At 71.4% G+C, this 20827-nt stretch carries 17 protein-coding genes; 12 read left to right on the forward strand and 5 right to left on the reverse strand.

Annotated elements, in window-relative coordinates; translation table 11 throughout:
* The first annotated feature begins 63 nt into the window (after positions 1-63).
* The 6 genes from ABFX81_RS12355 (at position 64) to ABFX81_RS12380 (ending at position 6178) form a co-directional block, all read left to right on the forward strand.
* Positions 64-1290, forward strand: a complete 1227-nt coding sequence (locus tag ABFX81_RS12355) for an SCO2321 family membrane protein (RefSeq protein ID WP_086855422.1) — start codon at positions 64-66, stop codon at positions 1288-1290.
* A complete protein-coding gene (locus ABFX81_RS12360) occupies positions 1287-1919 on the forward strand; it encodes an SCO2322 family protein (RefSeq protein WP_086855421.1) in 633 nt (210 codons plus the stop codon). Before ABFX81_RS12355 ends, ABFX81_RS12360 begins: the two co-directional genes overlap by 4 nt.
* Positions 1906-3090, forward strand: coding sequence for an energy-coupling factor transporter transmembrane component T (locus ABFX81_RS12365; RefSeq protein ID WP_346138055.1), 1185 nt, complete (start codon positions 1906-1908; stop codon positions 3088-3090). Before ABFX81_RS12360 ends, ABFX81_RS12365 begins: the two co-directional genes overlap by 14 nt.
* Positions 3087-4769 (forward strand): ATP-binding cassette domain-containing protein, encoded by a 1683-nt coding sequence (locus tag ABFX81_RS12370; protein ID WP_086843774.1) that lies wholly within the window; start codon positions 3087-3089, stop codon positions 4767-4769. The genes ABFX81_RS12365 and ABFX81_RS12370 overlap by 4 nt, the downstream gene beginning before the upstream one ends.
* Positions 4766-5590: an ECF transporter S component gene (locus ABFX81_RS12375; protein ID WP_086843776.1), complete on the forward strand. Its 825-nt coding sequence runs from the start codon at positions 4766-4768 to the stop codon at positions 5588-5590. Before ABFX81_RS12370 ends, ABFX81_RS12375 begins: the two co-directional genes overlap by 4 nt.
* Before the next feature lie 171 nt (positions 5591-5761).
* A complete protein-coding gene (locus ABFX81_RS12380; RefSeq protein ID WP_086843778.1) occupies positions 5762-6178 on the forward strand; it encodes an aggregation-promoting factor C-terminal-like domain-containing protein in 417 nt (138 codons plus the stop codon).
* 85 nt (positions 6179-6263) lie between these two features.
* Here the strand turns inward: ABFX81_RS12380 and ABFX81_RS12385 are convergent, their stop codons facing one another.
* On the reverse strand, positions 6264-7184 hold the full coding sequence (locus ABFX81_RS12385; protein ID WP_086843780.1) for an alpha/beta fold hydrolase: 921 nt from the start codon (positions 7182-7184) through the stop codon (positions 6264-6266).
* Positions 7185-7299: 115 nt separating this feature from the next.
* On the opposite strand from ABFX81_RS12385, the gene ABFX81_RS12390 reads away from it, so the two are divergent.
* Positions 7300-7890 (forward strand): TetR family transcriptional regulator, encoded by a 591-nt coding sequence (locus ABFX81_RS12390; protein ID WP_086843782.1) that lies wholly within the window; start codon positions 7300-7302, stop codon positions 7888-7890.
* Between the two features lie 3 nt (positions 7891-7893).
* Here ABFX81_RS12390 and ABFX81_RS12395 read toward each other — a convergent pair whose 3' ends face one another.
* Positions 7894-9129 (reverse strand): cytochrome P450, encoded by a 1236-nt coding sequence (locus tag ABFX81_RS12395; RefSeq protein WP_086843784.1) that lies wholly within the window; start codon positions 9127-9129, stop codon positions 7894-7896.
* Between the two features lie 214 nt (positions 9130-9343).
* Between ABFX81_RS12395 and ABFX81_RS12400 the strand changes: the two genes are divergently transcribed.
* The gene (locus ABFX81_RS12400) at positions 9344-10513 is read left to right on the forward strand and encodes a steroid 3-ketoacyl-CoA thiolase (protein ID WP_086843787.1); all 1170 of its coding nucleotides are present in this window, start codon (positions 9344-9346) and stop codon (positions 10511-10513) included.
* On the opposite strand, the gene ABFX81_RS12405 is transcribed toward ABFX81_RS12400, so the two are convergent.
* Both ABFX81_RS12405 and ABFX81_RS12410 read right to left on the reverse strand, forming a co-directional pair.
* On the reverse strand, positions 10497-10700 hold the full coding sequence (locus ABFX81_RS12405) for a DUF397 domain-containing protein (protein ID WP_086843789.1): 204 nt from the start codon (positions 10698-10700) through the stop codon (positions 10497-10499). The genes ABFX81_RS12400 and ABFX81_RS12405 overlap by 17 nt on opposite strands.
* Positions 10660-11508 carry a Scr1 family TA system antitoxin-like transcriptional regulator gene (locus ABFX81_RS12410; protein ID WP_086843791.1) on the reverse strand — a complete coding sequence of 283 codons (849 nt, stop codon included), beginning with the start codon at positions 11506-11508 and terminating at the stop codon, positions 10660-10662. The genes ABFX81_RS12405 and ABFX81_RS12410 overlap by 41 nt, the downstream gene beginning before the upstream one ends.
* A 93-nt stretch (positions 11509-11601) precedes the next feature.
* Here ABFX81_RS12410 and ABFX81_RS12415 point away from each other — a divergent pair, with 93 nt between their 5' ends.
* From ABFX81_RS12415 to ABFX81_RS12425, 3 genes are read left to right on the forward strand one after another with little or no spacing between them, the layout of a single operon-like run.
* On the forward strand, positions 11602-12012 hold the full coding sequence (locus ABFX81_RS12415) for an ATP-binding protein (RefSeq protein ID WP_346138056.1): 411 nt from the start codon (positions 11602-11604) through the stop codon (positions 12010-12012).
* Between the two features lie 30 nt (positions 12013-12042).
* Positions 12043-12876 (forward strand): hypothetical protein, encoded by an 834-nt coding sequence (locus tag ABFX81_RS12420; protein ID WP_346138057.1) that lies wholly within the window; start codon positions 12043-12045, stop codon positions 12874-12876.
* Complete coding sequence (locus ABFX81_RS12425) at positions 12873-17093, forward strand: caspase family protein (RefSeq protein WP_346138058.1); 4221 nt, start codon at positions 12873-12875, stop codon at positions 17091-17093. The genes ABFX81_RS12420 and ABFX81_RS12425 overlap by 4 nt, the downstream gene beginning before the upstream one ends.
* Here ABFX81_RS12425 and ABFX81_RS12430 read toward each other — a convergent pair.
* Positions 17080-19128 (reverse strand): phosphatase PAP2 family protein, encoded by a 2049-nt coding sequence (locus tag ABFX81_RS12430; RefSeq protein ID WP_086843796.1) that lies wholly within the window; start codon positions 19126-19128, stop codon positions 17080-17082. The two genes, ABFX81_RS12425 and ABFX81_RS12430, sit on opposite strands and share 14 nt — an antisense overlap.
* A gap of 287 nt (positions 19129-19415) precedes the next feature.
* Between ABFX81_RS12430 and proP the strand changes: the two genes are divergently transcribed.
* Positions 19416-20789 (forward strand): glycine betaine/L-proline transporter ProP, encoded by a 1374-nt coding sequence (gene proP / locus ABFX81_RS12435; RefSeq protein ID WP_428837164.1) that lies wholly within the window; start codon positions 19416-19418, stop codon positions 20787-20789.
* The last annotated feature ends 38 nt before the right edge of the window (positions 20790-20827 follow it).

Consider the following 20827-nt stretch of genomic DNA (forward strand, 5'->3'; position numbering starts at 1 on the left):
GCCGAGCCGCCGGGGGTGCCCCGTGCTGCCCGGCTCCCCCACAGGGAGAGGCACCCGCCGATCATGAACGTCCGCCGCAGCGCCGCGGTCCTGGCCGCCGTCGCCGTGGTCGGCGCCGCCACACCGGCCGCCGCCGACCCGTCCCCTTCTCCGTCCCAGGCGTTCCCCTCCGCCCTGTACGGCGGCAAGGACCCGAAGTTCGACGGCGTCTGGCGCCAGTCGCTCGCCCTGCTCGCGCAGAAGACGGTGGGTGTGACGCCCGCGGCGAAGTCCGTGGAGTGGCTGGTGCGCCAGCAGTGCGCGGACGGTTCCTTCGCGCCGTACCGCGCCGATCCCACCGCCGCGTGCGACGCCAAGACGATGGTCGACACGAACCAGACGGCCGCCGCCGTCCAGGCCCTCACCGCCCTCGGCGGGCACGACGCCGTCACCGGCAAGGCCGTCGCCTGGCTGAAGTCCGTCCAGAACGAGGACGGCGGCTGGGGCTACGCGCCCGGTGGCGCCAGCGACACCAACTCCACGTCCGTCGTCATCGGCGCGCTGACCGCCGCCGGCGAGAAGCCGGAACAGGTCGAGAAGGGCGGCAAGTCGCCCTACGACGCGCTGCTGAAGCTGGCGCTCGGCTGTGACGGCGACGACGCGGGCGCCTTCGCGTTCCAGCCGGACAAGAAGGGCGAACTGGCCGCCAATGCCGACGCCACGGCAGCGGGCGTGCTGGGCGCACTGGGCCAGGGCATGGTGGTGAAGCCCGGCGAGAAGTCGGAGGGGACCGGGGCGACGAAGGGCGAGGCCTGCGAGGACGAGAAGACGCCGGAGCAGGCGGCGGCCAACGGGGCCGCCTACCTCACCCAGGCTCTCGCCAAGGACGGCCACCTCACCTCGGCCCTCCCCGGCGCGGATCCCCAGCCCGACTACGGCAACACCGCCGACGCGGTCGTCGCACTCGCCGCACGGGGCGACACCGGGCAGGCCAAGAAGTCCCTGAGCTGGCTGGAGAAGAACGCCTCGACCTGGGCCGGCCAGAACGGTCCCGCCGCCTACGCCCAGCTGATCTTCGCCGCCCACGCGACGGGCACGAACCCGCGCGACTTCGGCGGCACCGACCTGGTGAAGCAGCTGAACGCGACGGGCCCGGCCCCGCGGACCGCCGAGAAGACCCGGGCCGCTGAAGAGAAGAGCGACTCGGACTCGGGCCCCTTCGGCGTCTGGTGGTACGTCGGTGTCTGCCTCGTCGCCGGTGTCGGCATCGGCTTCCTCTTCAGCGGCCGCAGGAACAGGCAGCAGCCGTGATCCGCCGGGCCGTTCTCCTTCTCCTGGCCTCGCTCCTGCTGTGCGCGGGAGCGGGCCAGGCCCAGGCCGCCGGGTACCGGTACTGGTCGTTCTGGGACCGCGACGGCGACCACTGGGTCTACGCCACCCAGGGCCCGTCCATGACCCGCCCCTCGGACGGCGACGTCCAGGGCTTCCGCTTCGCGGTGAGCGAGGACTCCACGGATGCGGCCCGGCCGCGCGGCCAGGCCGACTTCGAGACGATCTGCGCGAAGACGCCAGCGCAGGACGGCAGGAAGCGCGTGGCCCTGCTCCTCGACTTCGGCACGGCGACGGACGCGCCGTCCGGCGAAAAGCCACCCGCGCCTCGAACGGCCTGCGCACAGGTGTCCCGCGACGCGACGACGGCAGAGGCCCTCGCGACGGTGGCCAAGCCGTTGCGCTACGACACGAACGCCCTGCTGTGTGCCATCTCTGGCTATCCGGAGAAGGGTTGCGGGGAGCAAGTGGCCGGCAAGCAGAAGCCGTCCGCGCAGAAGAGGGACACCTCGGACGACGGCCCGTCCCTCGGCCTGGTGGCGGGAATCGCCGTGGTGGCGGTCCTGGGCGGGGCAGCGATCTGGCAGGTACGGCGGCGTGGGCGGTCTTAGCCGGCTTGGCTGCGGGCAATCGTGCCGCCGGGGCGGCGCCCGTCCCAAAGAGGGCGGCACCCCGCAGCGCCGGGCAGCGCAACCGCCCCGCCCCCAGCACCGACATCCAGCACCCCTCCACCCCGGCGCCTGGTGGCTCTGGGCACTAGCCCTGGGCACCGCGGCCACCCGCACCACCAACCCCCTCCTCCTCACCCTCCTCATCACGGTCTCCGCCTACGTCGTGGCCACCCGCCGCCCCGACACCCCCTGGTCCCGCTCCTACGGCGCCTTCGTCAAACTCGCCCTCGCCGTCCTGCTCATCCGCCTTCTCTTCGCCATGATCCTCGGCTCCCCCATCCCCGGCACGCACACCCTCCTCACCCTCCCCGAAGTCGGCCTCCCCGCCTGGGCCCAGGGCATCCGCCTCGGCGGCGAGGTCACCGCCGAGGCCCTCACCTTCGCCCTGTACGACGGCCTGAAGCTGGCCACCCTGCTCATCTGCGTCGGCGCCGCGAACGCCCTCGCGAGCCCCTCCCGCCTGCTGAAGTCCCTCCCGGGCGCCCTGTACGAGATGGGCGTCGCGGTCGTCGTGGCCCTGACCTTCGCGCCCAGCCTCATCGCCGACGTCCAGCGCCTGCGCGCCGCCCGCCGCCTGCGCGGCCGCCCCGACAAGGGCGTCCGGGGCCTGCTGCACGTGGGCCTGCCGGTCCTGGAGGGCGCGCTGGAGCGCTCGGTGTCGCTCGCCGCCGCGATGGACGCCCGCGGCTACGGCCGTACCGCCCAGGTCCCCGCCGCGGTCCGCCGCACCACCGCCGCCCTCACCCTCGGCGGGCTGCTCGGCGTGTGCGCCGGAACGTACGGTCTGCTCACCGCCGAAGGCGCCACCTACGGCATCCCCGTACTCCTCACCGGCCTCGCCGCCGCCCTCGCGGGCCTCCGGCTCGGCGGGCGGCGGTCGCTGCGCACCCGGTACCGCCCCGACCGCTGGGACGTGCGCGCCTGGCTGGTCGTCGCCTCCGGCATGGCGGTCGCCGCGTTCCTCACGCTCGCCGCCGTCCGGGACCCCGCGGCCCTGCACCCCGGCGTGGTGCCGCTCGTGGCCCCCACGCTCCCCCTCTGGCCCGCGGCGGCGATCCTCCTGGGCCTGCTGCCCGCGTTCGTCGCCCCCGACCCCAAGGAGCCGTCGTGATCCGCTTCGAGGATGTGTCCGTGACGTACGACGATGCCGGTGAACCCACCGTCCAGGGCATCGACTTCGAGGTCCCGGAGGGCGAACTGGTCCTCCTCGCCGGCCCGTCCGGTGTCGGCAAGTCCACCGTCCTGGGCGCGGTCAGCGGGCTCGTCCCGCACTTCACCGGCGGCACCCTGCGCGGTAGGGTCACGGTCGCCGGCCGCGACACCCGCACCCACAAGCCGCGCGAACTCGCCGACGTCGTCGGCACGGTGGGCCAGGACCCCCTCTCCCACTTCGTCACCGACACCGTCGAGGACGAACTCGCCTACGGCATGGAGTCGCTGGGCCTCGCCCCGGACGTGATGCGGCGCCGCGTCGAGGAGACGCTCGACCTGCTCGGCCTGGCCGGCCTGCGCCACCGTCCGATCGCCACGCTCTCCGGCGGCCAGCAGCAGCGCGTCGCGATCGGCTCGGTCCTCACCCCGCACCCGAGCGTCCTCGTCCTGGATGAGCCGACCTCCGCGCTCGACCCGGCCGCCGCCGAGGAGGTCCTGGCGGTCCTCCAGCGGCTCGTGCACGACCTCGGCACGACGGTCCTCATGGCCGAACACCGCCTGGAACGCGTCATCCAGTACGCCGACCAGGTCGTCCTGCTGCCGGGCCCGGGCGCCGCCCCCGTGCTGGGCCCTCCGGCAGAGGTGATGGCCGTCTCCCCGGTGTACCCGCCGGTGGTGGCCTTGGGCCGGCTGGCGGGTTGGAACCCCCTGCCGCTGACGGTCCGTGACGCGCGGCGACGGGCAGCGCCTCTACGCCAAGAGCTCGACAACGCCCCCAAGGGGCGCGGGGCTGTAATCGATGTGCGGCTACCGCCGCGTGGGCGCGATCAACCACGAACAACCCGCACCCGCAAACGCTCCGAGCCCCCCACCCCAGTAGGCGCACTCCGCTCCCTCTCGGTCACCCGAGCCCGCATCCAAGCCCTCCGCGGCATCGACCTCACCATCACCCCCGGCGAGACCATCGCCCTCATGGGCCGCAACGGCGCAGGAAAGTCCACCCTGCTCAACTCCCTGGTCGGCCTGGTCGCCCCCAGCGGCGGATCTGTCCGGGTCGGAGACGCAGTCCCCCACCGCACACCACCGAAGGTTCTCGTCCGCAAAGTCGGTCTCGTCCCGCAGGAACCCCGCGACCTGCTCTACGCCGACACCGTCGCCGCCGAGTGCGCCGCGGCCGACCAGGACGCGGGCGCGGAACCCGGCACCTGCCGTGCCCTGGTCACCGGACTGCTCCCCGGCGTCACCGACGACACCCACCCCCGGGACCTCTCGGAGGGCCAGCGGCTCGCCCTCGCCCTGGCCGTCGTACTGACCGCCCGGCCCCCGCTGCTCCTGCTGGACGAGCCGACCCGCGGCCTGGACTACGCGGCGAAGGCCCGCCTGGTCGCGGTGCTCCGAACCCTCGCCGCCGAGGGGCACGCCATCGTGCTGGCCACGCACGACGTGGAGCTGGCCGCCGAGATCGCCCACCGGGTGGTGCTGCTCGCGGACGGCGAGGTGATCGCCGACGGCCCGACGGCGGACGTCGTGGTCTCCTCGCCCTCCTTCGCCCCGCAGGTCACCAAGATCCTTGCCCCGCAGCACTGGCTCACGGTCTCCCAGGTCCGCGCGGCCCTCCAGCCCGGGACCGACGCGTGAACGCCCAGCGCCAGGCCCGGGCCGTCCGCCTCGGCCCCCGCTCGCTCGCCGCGCTGGCCCTCGTCAGCGCCGTGGGCGTCGTCGCCTTCGGCTGGCCGTTCCTGACCCCGCCCGCCTCGCGGCTCAGCGCCCACGCGCAGGACGCGCCCTGGCTCTTCGCGGGCCTGCTGGTGCTGCTCGTGGCGGTGGTGGCCGCGGCGATCTCGGAGACCGGTCTCGGCCCGAAGGCGGTCGCGATGCTCGGTGTGCTGGCCGCCACGGGTGCGGCCCTGCGGCCGATCGGCGCCGGTACCGCCGGGATCGAGCCGATGTTCTTCCTGATGGTGCTGAGCGGGCGGGTCCTCGGCCCGGGGTTCGGGTTCGTCCTCGGCTCGGTGACGATGTTCGCGTCCGCGCTGCTCACGGGCGGGGTGGGCCCGTGGCTGCCGTTCCAGATGCTGGCGATGGGCTGGTTCGCGATGGGCGCGGGCCTGCTGCCGGGCCCGGACCGGCTGCGCGGCCGTGCGGAGCTCGTGCTGCTCGCGGCCTACGGCTTCCTCGCCGCCTTCGCCTACGGCACGGTCATGAACCTGGCCGGCTGGCCCTTCATGAGCGCCCTCGCCTCCAACGTCGCCTTCGACCCGCACGCGGCGGTCGCCGGCAACCTGGCCCGTTTCCTCGCGTACTGCCTGGCCACCTCGCTGGGCTGGGACCTGGGCCGGGCCGTCGTCACGGTCGTCCTGACACTCACGCTCGGCCCCGCGGTCCTCCGGGCGCTGCGCCGCGCCACTCGCCGGGCGGCCTTCGAGACGCCGGTCACGTTCGACGCGCCCCGGACGTGAAGCCCCCCACATGACCCACGTCACGTACGAAGCGGGGCCGTAGCGCCGAGCCCCGGTCAGGGGACCGAGCCTCCCCGCAGATGCGGCCCCGCCTAGTAAAAGGGTTCATTGCGGGCATCTGGCGCGCCTGCTTCTCTGGACGACCGCCCCGCTCCCCACGAAAGGTCGCCTGTGCCCGCCGCATCCACCCTCCGCCGCATCGCCACCCCGAGGAAGGCTCTCGCCGGCGCCGCCCTGGCCGCGGCAGCCTGCGGCACCCTGATCGCCGCCGGGCCCGCCCAGGCCGCCCCGGCGGAAGGCTCCTCGGCGCAGGCGGCCGCGAAGAAGATCATCGGCGACGACGCGCAGTACGAGTGCTTCTCCAGGATCGTCGAGCAGGAGAGCGACTGGGACGTGAACGCGACGAACTCCTCCAGCGGCGCCTACGGCCTGGTCCAGGCCCTGCCGGGCTCCAAGATGGCCTCGGCCGGATCCGACTGGAAGACCAACGCGGCCACCCAGATCGAGTGGGGCCTCGACTACATGGAGGACCGCTACGGCAGCGCCTGCGGCGCCTGGGACTTCTGGCAGACGAACCACTGGTACTGAGCCCAGCGCTCACCACCCCGAGAACCGAAGGCGGCGGCCCCCTGATCCCCGGGGCCGTCGCCTTCGCCCACTTGTTCCGGAGCTTCTACTTGCTCTCGATCTTCCCCAACGGGTCGGGGTCCTCCTCCAGCGCGATGACCGCCGCCTTCCAACTGGTGTCCCCGGGGTGGAGGGCGCCGCGCAGGTAGGCGGTGGTGAGGTGCTGGAGCAGGGCGACGCGTGCGGGGCTCTCGTCGGTCGTCTCCGCCACCTCGTAGCCGGGGATGCCCCCGAGCGAGTGCTCCGCCCCGAACAGCGTGAGGAGGCTCTTGTGTCCCGGGCTGTGGGTGTAGGGGTCGGTGAACCAGTCAGGTCCGCGCGTGGACAGCGCGGAGTCGTCGCGGTCCCCGGCGACGATGAGCGCCGGCGTGGTCATGGTGTCGAAGGACGGCCTCATGAAGGGGAGGTGCTCGACGGCGAACGGGGTCAGGTCGTCGCCCAGGCCGGCCATGGCGAGCAGCACACCCGCCTTCACCCGGGGGTCGGACATGTCCTCGCCGGGAACACCGTCGGAGTCGAGGACGCGCGCGCCCAGGAGCGTGCTCGCCGTCTGGGCTCCCCAGGAGTGGCCGGCCACGGCGACGCGGTCGCGGTCGACGCGCCCGGCGAGGCCCGGCACGGAGGCTTCCAGAACGTCGAGTCCGTCCAGCACGCGCTTGAGGTCCTCTATACGGAAGCGCCAGATCCGCGGGGTTCGGGGGTCGTCGGCGGGCAGGCCCAGCGTCCTGGAGTCCAGGTGGGTGGGCTGGAGGACCAGGAAGCCCTGAGCGGCCCAGAAGTCGGCCAGCGGGGCGTAGCCGTTCATCGACCAGCCGAAGCCGTGCGAGAAGACGACCACGGGCAGGTCGCCGCCGGTGGCGGGGGCGGACACGCGGAGCTGGAGGTCCTCACCGCGGCCCGGGGCGGACAGCACCACCGGCTTAGCGGAGATCACCATGGTCGAGTCGGGCAGGGGAGTGCCGGGCATGGGTGTGCCTTCCGGTCAGGTCTGTCATCATGAATGAAACGGAACGCCGTTCCGATTACGCCACTCACGATACGGAACACGGTTCCGCTTTACAACCGCACGGAAGGACGTCACGGTGAACGACAGCGGCCAGAGCGCCGGAAGCTCAGCCCGGTCCAAGCGCAAGGACGCCCGGCGCAACCAACAGGCCCTGCTGGACGCGGCCGCCGAGGTCTTCGTCAGCTCCGGCGTGGACGCGCCGGTACGGGACATCGCGGCCAAGGCCGGCGTCGGGACGGGCACGATCTACCGCCACTTCCCCACCCGGGCGGACCTCGTCATCGCCGTCTACCGCCACCAGGTCGACGCCTGCGCCGAAGCCGGCCCGGCCCTGCTGGCGGCCGGCCCGACGCCCCATGCCGCCCTGGTGCGGTGGGTCGATCTCTTCGTCGACTTCCTGGTCACCAAGCACGGCCTGGCCACCGCGATGCAGGGGGACAGCACCTGCTTCGGGCCGCTGCACACCTACTTCCTCGACCGCCTCCTGCCGGTGTGCGCCCAACTGCTCGAAGCCGCCGCCGAGTCCGGCGAGATCCGCTCCGACCTCGACGCCTACCAGTTCATGCGCGGCATCGGAAACCTCTGCGTCGGCGCCGACACCGACCCCCGCTACGACGCACGCCGACTGGTCGCGCTCCTCGTCGCGGGACTACGCCAGCCGCACTGACGGTCACTGGGACCGAACCCGCAGTTCCTTCACCCCGTTGATCCACGCCGACCTCAACCGGCGTGGATCGTCGACCAGTCGGAGGCCCGGCATGGCGTCGGCGATCGCGTTGAAGATGAGGTCGATCTCCAGCACGGCGAGGGACTTGCCCAGGCAGTAGTGCGGGCCGCCGCCTCCGAAACCGAGGTGGGGATTGGGATCGCGGGTGATGTCGAAGTCGTCCGGCTCGTCGAAGACCTCGGGGTCATGGTTGGCGGAGGCGTAGAACAGCCCCACCCGGTCGCCCTTGCGGATCAGCTTGCCGCCCAACTCGGTGTCCTGGGTGGCGGTGCGCTGGAAGGCGGCGACCGGGGTCGCCCAGCGCACGATCTCCTCCGCCGTCGTCGACGGCCGCTCCCTCTTGTAGAGCTCCCACTGCTCGGGGTGGGTGAGGAAGGCGTGCATGCCGTGGGTGATGGCGTTGCGAGTGGTCTCGTTGCCCGCGACGGCCAGCATGAGCACGAAGAACCCGAACTCATCTGAATTGAGGTTGCCCTGATCCTCCGCCGCCACCAACTGCGTGACGATGTCGTGGGCGGGGCACTGCTTGCGGTCGGCGGCCATGTTCATCGCGTAGGCGATGATCTCCGTGGCCGACTCGGCGCCGACCTCCTCGGTGATGGCGTACTCGGGATCGTCGTACGCGATCATCTTGTTGGACCAGTCGAAGATCTTGTCCCGGTCCTCCTGCGGCACGCCCATCAGCTCGGCTATCGCCTGGAGGGGCAGTTCGCAGGCGACCTGGGTGACGAAGTCGAAGGGGCCGGTGTGCGCGCGGGCGTTCGCCACGATCGCGTGGGCACGCGCCCGCAGCCGCTCCTCCAGCGCGCGGATCGCCCGGGGCGTGAACCCGCGCTGCACGATCTGCCGCACCCGCGTGTGCTCGGGCGGGTCCATGTTCAGCAGGATGAACCGCTGCGCGTCGATGGAATCGCGCTCGATGTGCTCGTTGAAGCGGATGATCGCCGTGTTGAGGTACGACGAGAACAACTCCGGATGCGTGGAGACGTACTTGACGTCGGCGTGCCGGGTGACCGCCCAGTACCCCTCGTCCTGGAAACCGGCGAGACCCGCCGGCTGCGGCACCCAGCAGACCGGCTCCACCCGGCGCAGCTCGGCGAACTCCGGCAGCGGCACACGGCTGTGCAGCAGGTCCGGGTCGGTGAAGTCGAACCCCTCGGGCAGCGCGGGACAGGACATGGCGGCTCCCACCACTCGTACCGACTCTGACTGACGGCCCATCAGCTGTGCGGAGTTGCGGTGACGGTAGTAACGGGTTCTACAAGTAGCAAGGGGCACGGACACCCCAATTACCCGCACGACTCTTGCGGTCGGCGAGCAGCCCTCAGCACACTGCTGACAGAACTAGAACGCGTACTAGTTCCGCGTAGCCTCCCGGAGAGGACCCGCACCCATGGCTGCCGAACCAGTGATCGTCGAAGCCGTACGCACCCCCATCGGCAAGCGCGGAGGCGCGCTCGCCAACCTGCACCCCGCCTACCTCCTGGGCGAGACCTACCGCGAACTCCTCGGCCGCACCGGCATCCCGGCCGACTGCGTCGAGCAGGTCGTCGGCGGTACGGTCACCCACGCCGGCGAGCAGTCCATGAACCCCGCGCGCACGGCCTGGCTCACGATGGGGCTCCCCTACGAGACGGCAGCGACGACCGTCGACGCGCAGTGCGGGTCCTCCCAGCAGGCCTCCCACATGCTGGCCAACATGGTCGCCACCGGCGTGATCGACGTCGGCATCTCCTGCGGCGTGGAGTCGATGTCCCGGGTGCCGCTCGGGTCGGGCTCGAAGCACGGGCCGGGCAAGCCGTTCCCCGACGAGTGGAACGTCGACCTGCCGAACCAGTTCGAGGCCGCCGAGCGCATCGCCCGCCACCGCGGCCTGACCCGCGAGAACGTCGACGCCCTGGGCCTCGCCTCCCAGGAGCGGGCCGCCCACGCCTGGGCGGAGGAGCGCTTCAAACGAGAGACGTTCGCGGTCCAGGTCCCCACGACGGAGGAGGAGCAGCACGCCGGGCAGGGCATGTGGCGCCTGGTGGACAAGGACGAGGGCCTGCGCGACACGACGGCGGAGGCGCTGGCGGCCTTGAAGCCGATCATGCCGACGGCGGTCCATACGGCCGGCAACTCTTCGCAGATCTCCGACGGGGCGGCGGCGATCATGTGGGCGTCGAAGAGGATGGCTCGCGCCCTGAAGCTGCGGCCCCGGGCCCGGATCGTGGCCCAGGCCCTGGTGGGCGCCGACCCCCACTTCCACCTCGACGGTCCGATCGACGCGACCAAGGCCGTGCTGGGCAAGGCCGGGATGTCCCTCAAGGACATCGACCTCGTGGAGATCAACGAGGCGTTCGCATCGGTCGTACTGAGCTGGGCGCGGGTCTTCGAGCAGGACCTGGAGAAGGTGAACGTGAACGGCGGCGCGATCGCGCTCGGACACCCGGTGGGAGCCACCGGGGCCCGGCTCATCACGACGGCGCTTCATGAACTGGAGCGCGCGGACAAGGAGTTCGCGCTGATCACCATGTGCGCGGGCGGCGGTTTGGCCACCGGCACGATCATTCAGCGGTTGTAGTCGTCCAGTTGACGAAGGTGGTGAACGCGGCGGGGTCGAGGGTGAGGATCGGTCCCGCCGGGGTCTTGGAGTCGCGTATTGCGATGGTGGGAGAGGCTTCCGCGACCTCTACACAATCACCGCCCTGGTCACCGCTGTAGCTGGACTTACGCCACAGGATCCCCGTCGGAATCGCGTTGCTCGCCATAGCGTTCCTCCATCACTCGCCGGATCAGCTCCGCCGAATCCCTGAGGGAGAGCGCGGCGGCACGAAGATGATCGTAACGGAGCGAGCAGTCACTGACGGTGTCCGGATTCGCGGTCGGATGCCCGCTGCCGTACCCCTCGGTATAGACAATGTCCGGGTCCTGTCGGAACCGGTAGAGGTTGAATGCGCCTTGGAGTCCAGCGTGCGCTCCGGCAGAGAACGGGAGCACCTGGATGTTGATCCGGGGGTTGCGCTCGAACGACAACAGGTGCGCCAGTTGACCTCGCATGGTCTCTGCACCGCCGATTCCCTGGTACAGCGCAGCCTCGCTGATGACCATCCACAGGACTGGCGGCTCCTCCTTCTCGAAGATGCGCTGCCGAGCGAGCCGTACGGCTGTGCGGTCGTCCAGATCGACCTGATCCAGCACACCGAGCACAGCGCGCGCGTACCCCCGCGTCTGGAGGAGCCCGTGCACCACGTGAGTCTGGAACGTACAGATCTCCGTCGCCCGCGCCTCCAGCTCCGCCACCTGCTGAAACCAGGCCGGAAGCCGACTCCGCAGTACCAACTCGACGAGGCGGGAGAACATACCGTCCGTCCCCAGCGCCGCATCCGCCCGTTCACTGAACTCCGGCGTCGGGAGCTTCCTGGCCGTCTCGATCTGGCCGACGAGCGAGCCCGTGTAGTTGAGGATCTCCCCGAGCTGCTTCTGTGTCAGCCCGGCGGCCTCCCGGCATCTCCTCAGCTCGAAGCCGTAGTAGTCGAGCGGGGACGCACCCGGGTCAAGGGCGTTGATGTGGGTCACGGCAGAAGCCCCTCTCACGCAACTCGGCCCACAATGGGACCGGTTGTATCCGTTCCGTAGCCCAGAGTAGTCACGGCACGTCAGCCTCGTCCCGTGAACGAATACATTCCCGCCCAGTACTCGATGCGCCTCACCGTCGGTGAACACGCCCCCCGCCACGTCCGCCGTATCGTCCGCTCCTTCCTCGAAGAGTGGCGCATGCCCGAGCTGTCGGACGCCGTCGAGCTGGGCGTGACCGAGCTCCTGGCGAACGTCGTACAGCACGTCCCCGACCGCCGCTGCGCGCTGCTGTTGCTGCGGCAGCCGGCCGGGGTGCGGGTCGAGGTGACGGACGGCAGTGATCAACTGCCGGTCTCCCCGGCCCGGCCGGAGCCGGATGCCGAGGGCGGCCGGGGGCTGCTCCTGCTCGACGCGATGGCCGACAAGTGGGGCGTGTCGCTGTGGCGCGGGGGCGGGAAGACCGTGTGGTTCGAATGCGGGGCCGAGACAGTCGCCCTAGAGTGAACAGTCCTGCTGACTCGGGGGACGGGTGCGATGGCGCGGATTGTCGGTGTGCACGGGGTGGGCAAGCAGCGGCTGGGGAGCAACACGCTGCTGAAGGACTGGGAGCCGGCGCTAGCCGACGGCCTCGACAGGGCGGGCGGCCCGGAACTCGCCCCGGGTGACCTGCGGATGGCGTTCTACGGGGACCTGTTCCGGCCCCCCGGGCACACGCTGGCCGTCGGCGACCCGGTGTTCACGGCGGACGACGTGGACGAGGGGTTCGAGACGGAACTGCTGCTGGAGTGGTGGGCGGCGGCTGCCCGGGTCGACCGGTCCGTGCCGCCGCCCGGCGGGGACACGCTGGCCCGCTCGCCGCGTGCCGCGCAGACGGCCCTGCGGGTCCTCCAGCACTCGCGTTTCTTCGCCGAAGTGTCGCTGCGAGCACTGGTGTTCGACCTGAAGCAGGTCCACCGCTACCTGACGGACGACGAGCTGCGGGCGGCGGCCAGAAGCCGGGTGGAGGAGGCGATCGGCCCGGACACGCGGGTGGTGGTAGCGCACTCGCTCGGCTCGGTCGTCGCCTTCGAGGCGTTGTGCGCCCGCCCCGGGCACGGGGTGCGCGCACTGGTGACGCTGGGTTCGCCGCTGGGGATGCGGATGGTGGTGGACCGGCTGCGGCCCGGGCCGGAGACGTGGCCCGGAACGTCGTCGTGGACGAACGTCGTCGACGAGGGCGATGTCGTGGCCGCGGTGAAGGACCTGTCGCTGTTCTTCCGAACGGACGTCGTCGGCAAGGTCGTCCACAACGGCTCACACGCGCACGATGCCGCCCTCTACCTGACCGCGAAGGAAACGGGCGAGGCGGTGGCGGAGGGCCTGGCGTGAGCGGGACCGAGCCGCGGCGCTTCCTCATCGCGACCGCCATCAGCCACTACCCCAACGCGCCCGCGGAGCTGGAGTGGGACCGGCCGGGCCTGGTGGAGGCCCGTCGCAAGATGGTGGAGCTGTTCACCGGTGAGCTCGGCTACACGCACGTGTCCGACCTCGGCCTCAACCCGAGCAAGCAGCAACTGCTGCGCGAGTTACGCGAGTTCTGCCGTGCTCCGGACCGCCGTCCGGACGACGTCGTCGCCGTGTACGTCGCGGGGCACGGGGAGGTCCTCGACAACGGCGACTACGTCCTGCTCACCGCGGACACCGAGCCGGACGACCTGTACGACGCGCTGCTGCCCGCCACGCTGGCGCGCAAGATCCTCGCCGGGACGAAGGTGCGCCGGCTGCTGCTGATGCTCGACACGTGCTTCTCCGGGCAGGGCGGCAACGAACTGCTCGCGGCCATGGCCCGGTTGAAGAACGACTGGCGGGAGGGCGAGTCCGGGCTGGCGGTGATCACGTCGGCGCAGCCGCGGGAACTCGCGCAGACGGGCGCCTTCCCGGAGCTGCTGACGGAGGCGGTGACCAGTCTGGCCACGGCCGGGTACAGTCCGCCGCTGCTGGCCCTGGACGCGGTCGTGAACGCCACGCGCACCAATCCGAAACGCCCCGACTTCCAGCACATCGGCTTGGAGATCATCGGTCTGACGGGCGAGGTCCCGCCGTTCCTGCCCAACACCAAGCACAGCAGCGGCCTCTCCCATACGGACATGGCGCTGCAACAGGCCGCCGAGTGGGATCAGCAGGCGAAGCGGCGGGACGTGGAGTTCCGTACGCGGCTGCTGCGCAGGGCGATGGGGCACAGCGACCCCCACCGGGACGGGTGGTGGTTCTCGGGCCGCCACCAGGCTCTGAAGGACATCAGCGAGTGGCTCCACGACCTGCCCGACACCCGTACGGCGCTGGTCGTCACCGGTGATCCCGGGTCGGGCAAGACAGCCGTACTCGGGTTGCTGGCGGCGGTGAGCGACCCGGAGTACCGCAAGACGGTGCCGCTGGCGAGCCTGGGCCTGCGGGCCGATCAGCTGCCGCGTCCCAGGGCGATCGGCACGGCGGTGTACGCGCAGGGCCTCACCGACCAGCAGGTACTGCGGGCGGTCGCGGCGGCACTGCGGCTGTCCCCGGCGGACTCGGTGGCGGACCTGCTGAACGACCTCAGCGCGCGCCCGGTGCCCGAACGCCCGCACGTCGTGCTGATCGACGGCCTCGACGAGGCGGCGACACCGTCGACGCTGTGCGGCCAGGTGCTGCGCCCCCTGGGGGAACTGGCCGCGCCCCACCTGCGCCTGCTCCTGGGCACCCGCCCCCACCTCTGCCCGGCGCTCGGCGTCGACCGGCACGAGCACGTCGACCTCGACGCGCCGTACTACGCCGACCCACGGGCCGTGCTCGTCTACACCGTCCGCAACCTCCTGGACGCCCACCCGGACTCCCCCTACCTCGACTGCCCGAACGACGTACGGATCGGTGTGGCACAGGCGGTCGCCGCGGCGGCCGGCCACTGCTTCCTCGTCGCCCGCATCACGGCGGGCACCCTCGCCGCGACACCGGACCTCCCCGATCCCGACGACCCCGTCTGGCGCCGCTCCCTGCCCAGCGCGGCGGCCGACGCCATGCACCGCGACCTCCACCAGCGCTTCGGCGAGGACGCCGCCCGCGTCCTCGACCTCCTCCGCCCCCTCGCCTACGCCGAGGGCCAGGGCCTCCCCTGGGAGGACATCTGGGCCCCACTCGCCTCCGAACTCTCCGGTCGGCGCTACAACAACGAGGACATTTACCGACTGCGGCGCGACGCCGGAGCCTACGTCGTGGAAGCGGTGGAGGACGGGCGGTCGGTGTACCGGCTGTACCACGAGTCGATGGCGGAGTACCTGCGCAAGGGGCAAGACGCGGGGTGCGTGCACCGGGGCTTCACGGAGGTGCTGCGCAGGGCGGTGCCGTATCACCTGGACGGGTCGCGCGACTGGGGACGAGCGCATCCCTACGCCCTGCGGCACCTGGTCACCCACGCGGTCGCCGCGGGCCTGCTCGACGCGCTGCTGGCGGACGCCGAGTACCTGGTCCACGCGGACTGCGACCCCCTCGCCCCGCACCTGCTGCGGGCCGAGAGCGACCTCGCCCGCCTGCACGCGGCGATCTACCTCATTTCCCTCAACGTCCATCGCGGACTCGACGTGGCGAGCCGACGCCAGGTCCTGGCGGTGAACGCGGCCCGTTTCAACGTGCCGGCGGTTCTGGAGGCGTTCAACAGCCGGTTGGCCAGGCGGGCGTGGAAACCCGTCGCCGCATCCGGCTGGCAGGTGTCGGCCAGCATGCGCGGCACCTTGATCGGTCACAGGGCCCCGGTGCGCGGGGTGGCCTGCACGGTGCTCAACGGCCGACCGGTCGCCGTTTCAGGTGCCCGGGACGAAACCGTGCGGATCTGGGATCTGACCACCGGCCGGCCGCTCGGAGACGTGATGTCCGGCCATGCAGGCGCGGTCAACACGGTGGCGTGCACCGAACTGGGCGGCCGCCCGGTCGGGGTCACCGGCTCGGCGGACGGCACGGCCCGGATCTGGGACCTGGCCACCGGCCTCCCCGTGGGGGAGCCCTTGACCGGTCACATCGATTCGGTGGAGAAGCTGGCGTGCACGGAGCTGGAGGGGCGTCCGGTCGCCGTCACCGGCTCGGACGACAGGACGGTGCGGGTCTGGGATCTGATCACCTGCCGGCCTGTGGGCGAGCCCCTGTCCATCGGCAGCCATGTGACCGCGCTGGCGTGTGCGGTGGTGGGTGGCCGACCGATCGCCGTCATCAGCACGACCGGCTCACGTCTGTCCGTGTGGGACTTGGCCTCCCAGCGCGAGTTGCGTCGGCTGTCGGGCGACAGAGAGCTCTGGCTCCTGACCGTCGGATGTACGCGGCTGGACGGCCGCCCGGTCGCCGTCGGTCACGCACGGGACGGCACGATGCACCTCTGGGACCTGGACACGGGTCTGCATCTTGCCGAGTGGCAAGGCCACAACGACTGGGCGTTCTCGCTGGTGTGCGCGGAACTCGACGGCCGGCAGGCGGCAGTCATCAGCTACAACGACGCCACCATGCGGATCTGGGACCTGACCGCGCGGCAGCAGGTAGGGCCACCGCTGAAGGGCCACAACACCGGTGTGCTGTCCGTGACGTGCTCGTCCTTGTCCGGGCAGCCGGTCGCTGTCACAGGGGCGTTCGACGGCACAGTCCGGGTGTGGGACCTGTCTCCTCGCCAGGTCGTCGGCCGGCCCGTGATCGGTCACACCAATGGGGTCACAGACCTCATCCTGGCTTCCGTCGAGGAGCGGCCAGTTTTCGTCACCGCCTCCGAGGACAGCACCGTGCGCATGTGGGATCTTGCCACGGCGCGGCCGCTGGGCGAGCTCATGCACGGTCACACGGAAGGTGTGGGTTCGGTGGCCTGCACGGTGCTCGCGGGTCGCCCGGTGGCCGTCAGCAGTGGAAGCGAGGATTACACGGTACGAACGTGGGATCTTTCGTCGGGCCGGCCCACGGGTCCGACCATCCGGCTCAGCTACGAGTCCGTGGAGCAGGTGGCGTGCACCGTCCTCGCGGGGCGCCCGATCGTGGTCGGGGCGACGTTGGGTGCGAACGTGCGGGTGTGGGATCTCGCCACGGGCGAAGACGTGTATCCGCCGCTCAAGGGACATGACAGATGGGTGTCGGCCGTGGCATGCGCGGCCCTGGACGGTCACCCGGTCGCCGTCACCGCGTCCTCGGCCGACAAGACCATTCGGGTCTGGGATCTGACCGAGGGCCGCGCCCTCGCGGGCCCCGGGCCAGGCTACGTGGAAGGTCCGATCGCATGTACGACGCTGGGCGACCGCCCAGTGGTCATCTTCGCCTCGGAGGACCATGCGATACGGGTGAGGGACCTGCGCACGCACCAGGAAGTCGGTCCCGCGATGACCGGTCACAGCCATTTCGTGACCGCTTTGATGTGCGCCGAGCTGGACGGACGCCCGGTCGCCGTCACCGGCTCGGCCGACAACACGGTCCGCATCTGGGACCTCCGCACCTTCAGCGTCATCGACGTCGTCCATGTCCCCGGCGAGTGCTGGGCCGTGGCCCTGCACGAGAGCGGCGTCCTGGCCTGCGCCTTCGGCAGTGACGTCGCCGTTTTCAGCAGGGAATGACGCCCCGGCGAATCGAGACGACCTGCCGTGGGCCGGCGGGGGACGACCGGGGCCCCGACAGAACATACGTCAGTGCGAAACCCGCGCCGACCACCACTGCTCCCCCGGCCGCGTCCAGCACCCAGTGGTTCGCCGTCGTGACGATCGCGGACGCGGTGAACAGCGGATGCACCAGCCCCAGCACCTTGATCCACCACCGGCGCGCCAGCACGGCGATCACGACGCCGCACCACAGCGACCAGCCGAAGTGCAGGGACGGCATCGCCGCGTACTGGTTGGTCAGGGCGGTGAGCGTGCCGTAGTCGGGCTGGGAGAAGTCCTGGACGCCGTGGACGGTGTCGATGAAGCCGAGTGTCGGCATCAGCCGGGGCGGGGCCAGCGGGTAGAGCCAGAAGCCGACCAGGGCGAGCAGGGTGGCGATGCCCAGGGCGGAGCGGGCCCAGCGGTAGTCGGCGGGGCGGCGCCAGTAGAGGAGGGCGAGGACGGTCAGCGGGGCGGCGAAGTGGAGCGACTCGTAGTAGAAGTCGAGGAAGTCCCGCAGCCAGTCGATCGTGACGACGGTGTGGTTGGCCCAGTGCTCGATGTCGATGTGCAGGGCGCGTTCCAGGCCGAGGATCTGCCGGCCGTTCTCCTCTGCCTCGGCCCGGCCGGCCGAGATGCTGCCCCCGGTGGCGGCGAGCCGTACCTGGGAGTAGGCGGCGTAGGTGACCCGGAGGAGGAGCAGTTCCAGGAGGAGGTTCGGCCGGGTGAGGACCCGGCGCAGGAAGGGCGCGAGCGGGATGTGCCGGAAGCGGGCCGGGGCGGCGGGGGCGTACTCGGCGGGTGTCGGCGACTGGTAGTGCGGGGCGGTGCGGGAGAGGAACGGCACGGCCGTGGCGGCGGCGAGGGCGGCGACCAGGACGAGGTTCGTGCGCAGCGGGTCCAGCGACGGCATGTCCGGCAGCATCATCCTGGCCGGCAGGGTCATGACCAGGACGACGGCGACCGGCCAGACGTAGCGGTCGGAGGCGCGTCTGCCGGCCCGGCCGACGACCGCGAGCAGCACCCACAGGAGCTGGTGCTGCCAGGCCGCGGGTGAGACGACGATCGCGGCGCAGCCGGTGATCGCGACGGCGAGGAGGAGCTGGCCGTCGTCGAAGTAGCGCACGGCGCGGCGCAGGGCCAGGACGGCGACGGCCGCGCCGAGCATCAGGAGGAGTGCGATCTCCAGGGGGCCGTTCAGGCCGAGACGCAGCAGGGCGCCGTGCAGGGACTGGTTGCCGAGGTCGTCGGCCCGGCCGCCGAGGCCGACGCCTGCCATGTGGTGGACCCAGTAGGTGTGGGAGTCGTGCGGCATCGCCGCCCAGGCGAGCCCGCAGCAGACGGCGAAGGCGACGCCGGTGGAGAGGGCGGCGCGTCTGCGGCCGGTGAACCACAACAGGGGCGTGAAGAGCAGCAGGGTGGGCTGGAGCGCGGCCGCGACGCCGATGAGCAGGCCGCTGGTGCGCTGGCCGTGGGCGACGAAGCAGCCCAGCAGGACGAGCAGGACCGGGACGATGCTGGTCTGGCCGAGCCACAGGGTGTTGCGGACCGGCAGGGACAGCATCAGCAGGCCGATGGCGACGGGGGCGGCCAGCAGGGCCGTGCGGCGGCCGATGGGCTGGGGCAGGGCACGGGCGGCGATCAGTCCGAGCGCGACGACCAGCAGCAGCGTGCCGAAGGTCCAGCCCCAGCCGAGGGCCTGTTCGGCCGCACGGGTGAGGGGCTTGAGGACGAGCCCGCCGAAGGGGGTGCCGGTGAAGCGGGTGGAGTCGTAGAGCGAGCCGGTCACGTGCAGGACGCCGTTCGGCCCGACCCAGGTCTCCAGGTCCGTCAGCCGCTCGCCCCTCGGAGTGCCGAGCACGACGGTGACCTGCCGTGCGGCGAGGGCGGCGACGATCAGCCACAGCGCGAGACAGGCCATGCGCAGGGGCGTGCGGGAGGGTGTGCGGGTACTGCCGACGGCTGTCGCTCCGAAGGCTTCCGCCGGTCGTCCGCTGCGCTCCGCATTCGCCACGCTTCGTCGACCTTCTACCCGGTATGCCCCCCTTCGTCCGGTTGACGATAGTGCGCGAGGCGCGCGGTTGCCTCTCGTGACGCGAGAAGGATCACATCAAGATCGCGTGGGAACCGCTCCCAGCCGGGCAGACGTGCCTGCGCAGCCGGGATTTAGATGCCCCCTGCAACGAAAGGCGTACGGCCCGTGATCGGCCTTTATCCGCCTATCGTCGCTTTTCGGCCCGTACGACAGCGCCGCCGCGCGGACCGCGTCCCTGTCCCCGTCGAAAGGTAGGCGAGCGAGTCTTGTCGACTGTCTCAGTCGTCGCTCCCGCGTCCGGCCTGAAGAGCCGCGCAGCGAAATCCCCCGGCACCACCGTCACCGACCCCGCGCTCGTCAAGCGCGCCGTGAAGGCGGCCGCGCTGGGCAACGCGATGGAATGGTTCGACTTCGGTGTCTACAGCTACATCGCGGTCACGCTGGGCAAGGTCTTCTTCCCCTCGGGCAACCCCACCGCGCAGCTCCTCTCCACGTTCGGCGCCTTCGCCGCGGCCTTCCTGGTGCGTCCCCTCGGCGGCATGGTCTTCGGCCCGCTCGGCGACCGCGTCGGCCGCCAGAAGGTCCTCGCGCTCACCATGATCATGATGGCGGCGGGCACCTTCGCGATCGGCCTGATCCCGTCGTACGCGACGATCGGCGTCGGCGCGCCGGTCCTGCTCCTCGTGGCCCGCCTCGTGCAGGGCTTCTCCACCGGCGGCGAGTATGCGGGTGCCTCCACCTTCATCGCCGAGTACGCCCCCGACAAGCGGCGCGGCTTCCTCGGCAGCTGGCTGGAGTTCGGCACCCTCGCCGGTTACATCGGCGGCGCGGGCCTGGTCACACTCATGACCGCCCTGCTCTCCGCCGACGACCTGACCTCCTGGGGCTGGCGCATCCCGTTCCTGATCGCGGGCCCGATGGGCATCATCGGCCTCTACCTGCGGCTGCGCCTGGAGGAGACCCCGGCGTTCGCGGCCGAGGTCGAGAAGGCCGAGAGCGACCGCCCCAAGGTGCCGCTGCGCGAGATGATCACCGGCCAGTGGCGCGCGCTGCTGCTCTGCGTCGGCCTGGTGCTGGTCTTCAACGTCACCGACTACATGCTGCTGTCGTACATGCCGAGCTACCTGACCGGTCAGCTCCACTACGACGAGACGCACGGCCTGCTCGTGGTCCTCGGCGTGATGGCCCTGATGATGATCGTCCAGCCGTTCGCCGGCGCGCTGACCGACCGGATCGGCCGCCGCCCGGTGATCGCCACCGGCTGCGCGGGCTTCCTGCTGCTGTCGGTCCCGGCCCTGCTGCTGATCCGCGAGGGCAGCCTGCCGGCCGTCGCGCTCGGCATGGGCGCCCTCGGCCTGCTGCTGGTCTGCTTCACGGCGGCCATGCCCTCGGCGCTCCCGGCACTGTTCCCGACGAAGGTCCGCTACGGCTCCCTGTCCATCGGCTTCAACGTCTCCGTGTCCCTGTTCGGCGGCACGACGCCGCTGGTGGTCACGGCCCTGATCGGCGCGACCGGGAACATGATGATGCCCGCGTACTACATGATGGCCGCGGCCGTCGTGGGTGGTTTCGCGGTGTGGCGCATGGCCGAGTCGGCGGGGCGTCCGCTGCCGGGTTCGGCGCCCTCGGTGGCCGGCTGAGACACGCGGCGAAATCCCACTGACAGCGAACCGGTGCA

It is taken from the genome of Streptomyces coeruleofuscus, from assembly GCF_039532725.1.
Lineage (GTDB): Bacteria > Actinomycetota > Actinomycetes > Streptomycetales > Streptomycetaceae > Streptomyces > Streptomyces coeruleofuscus.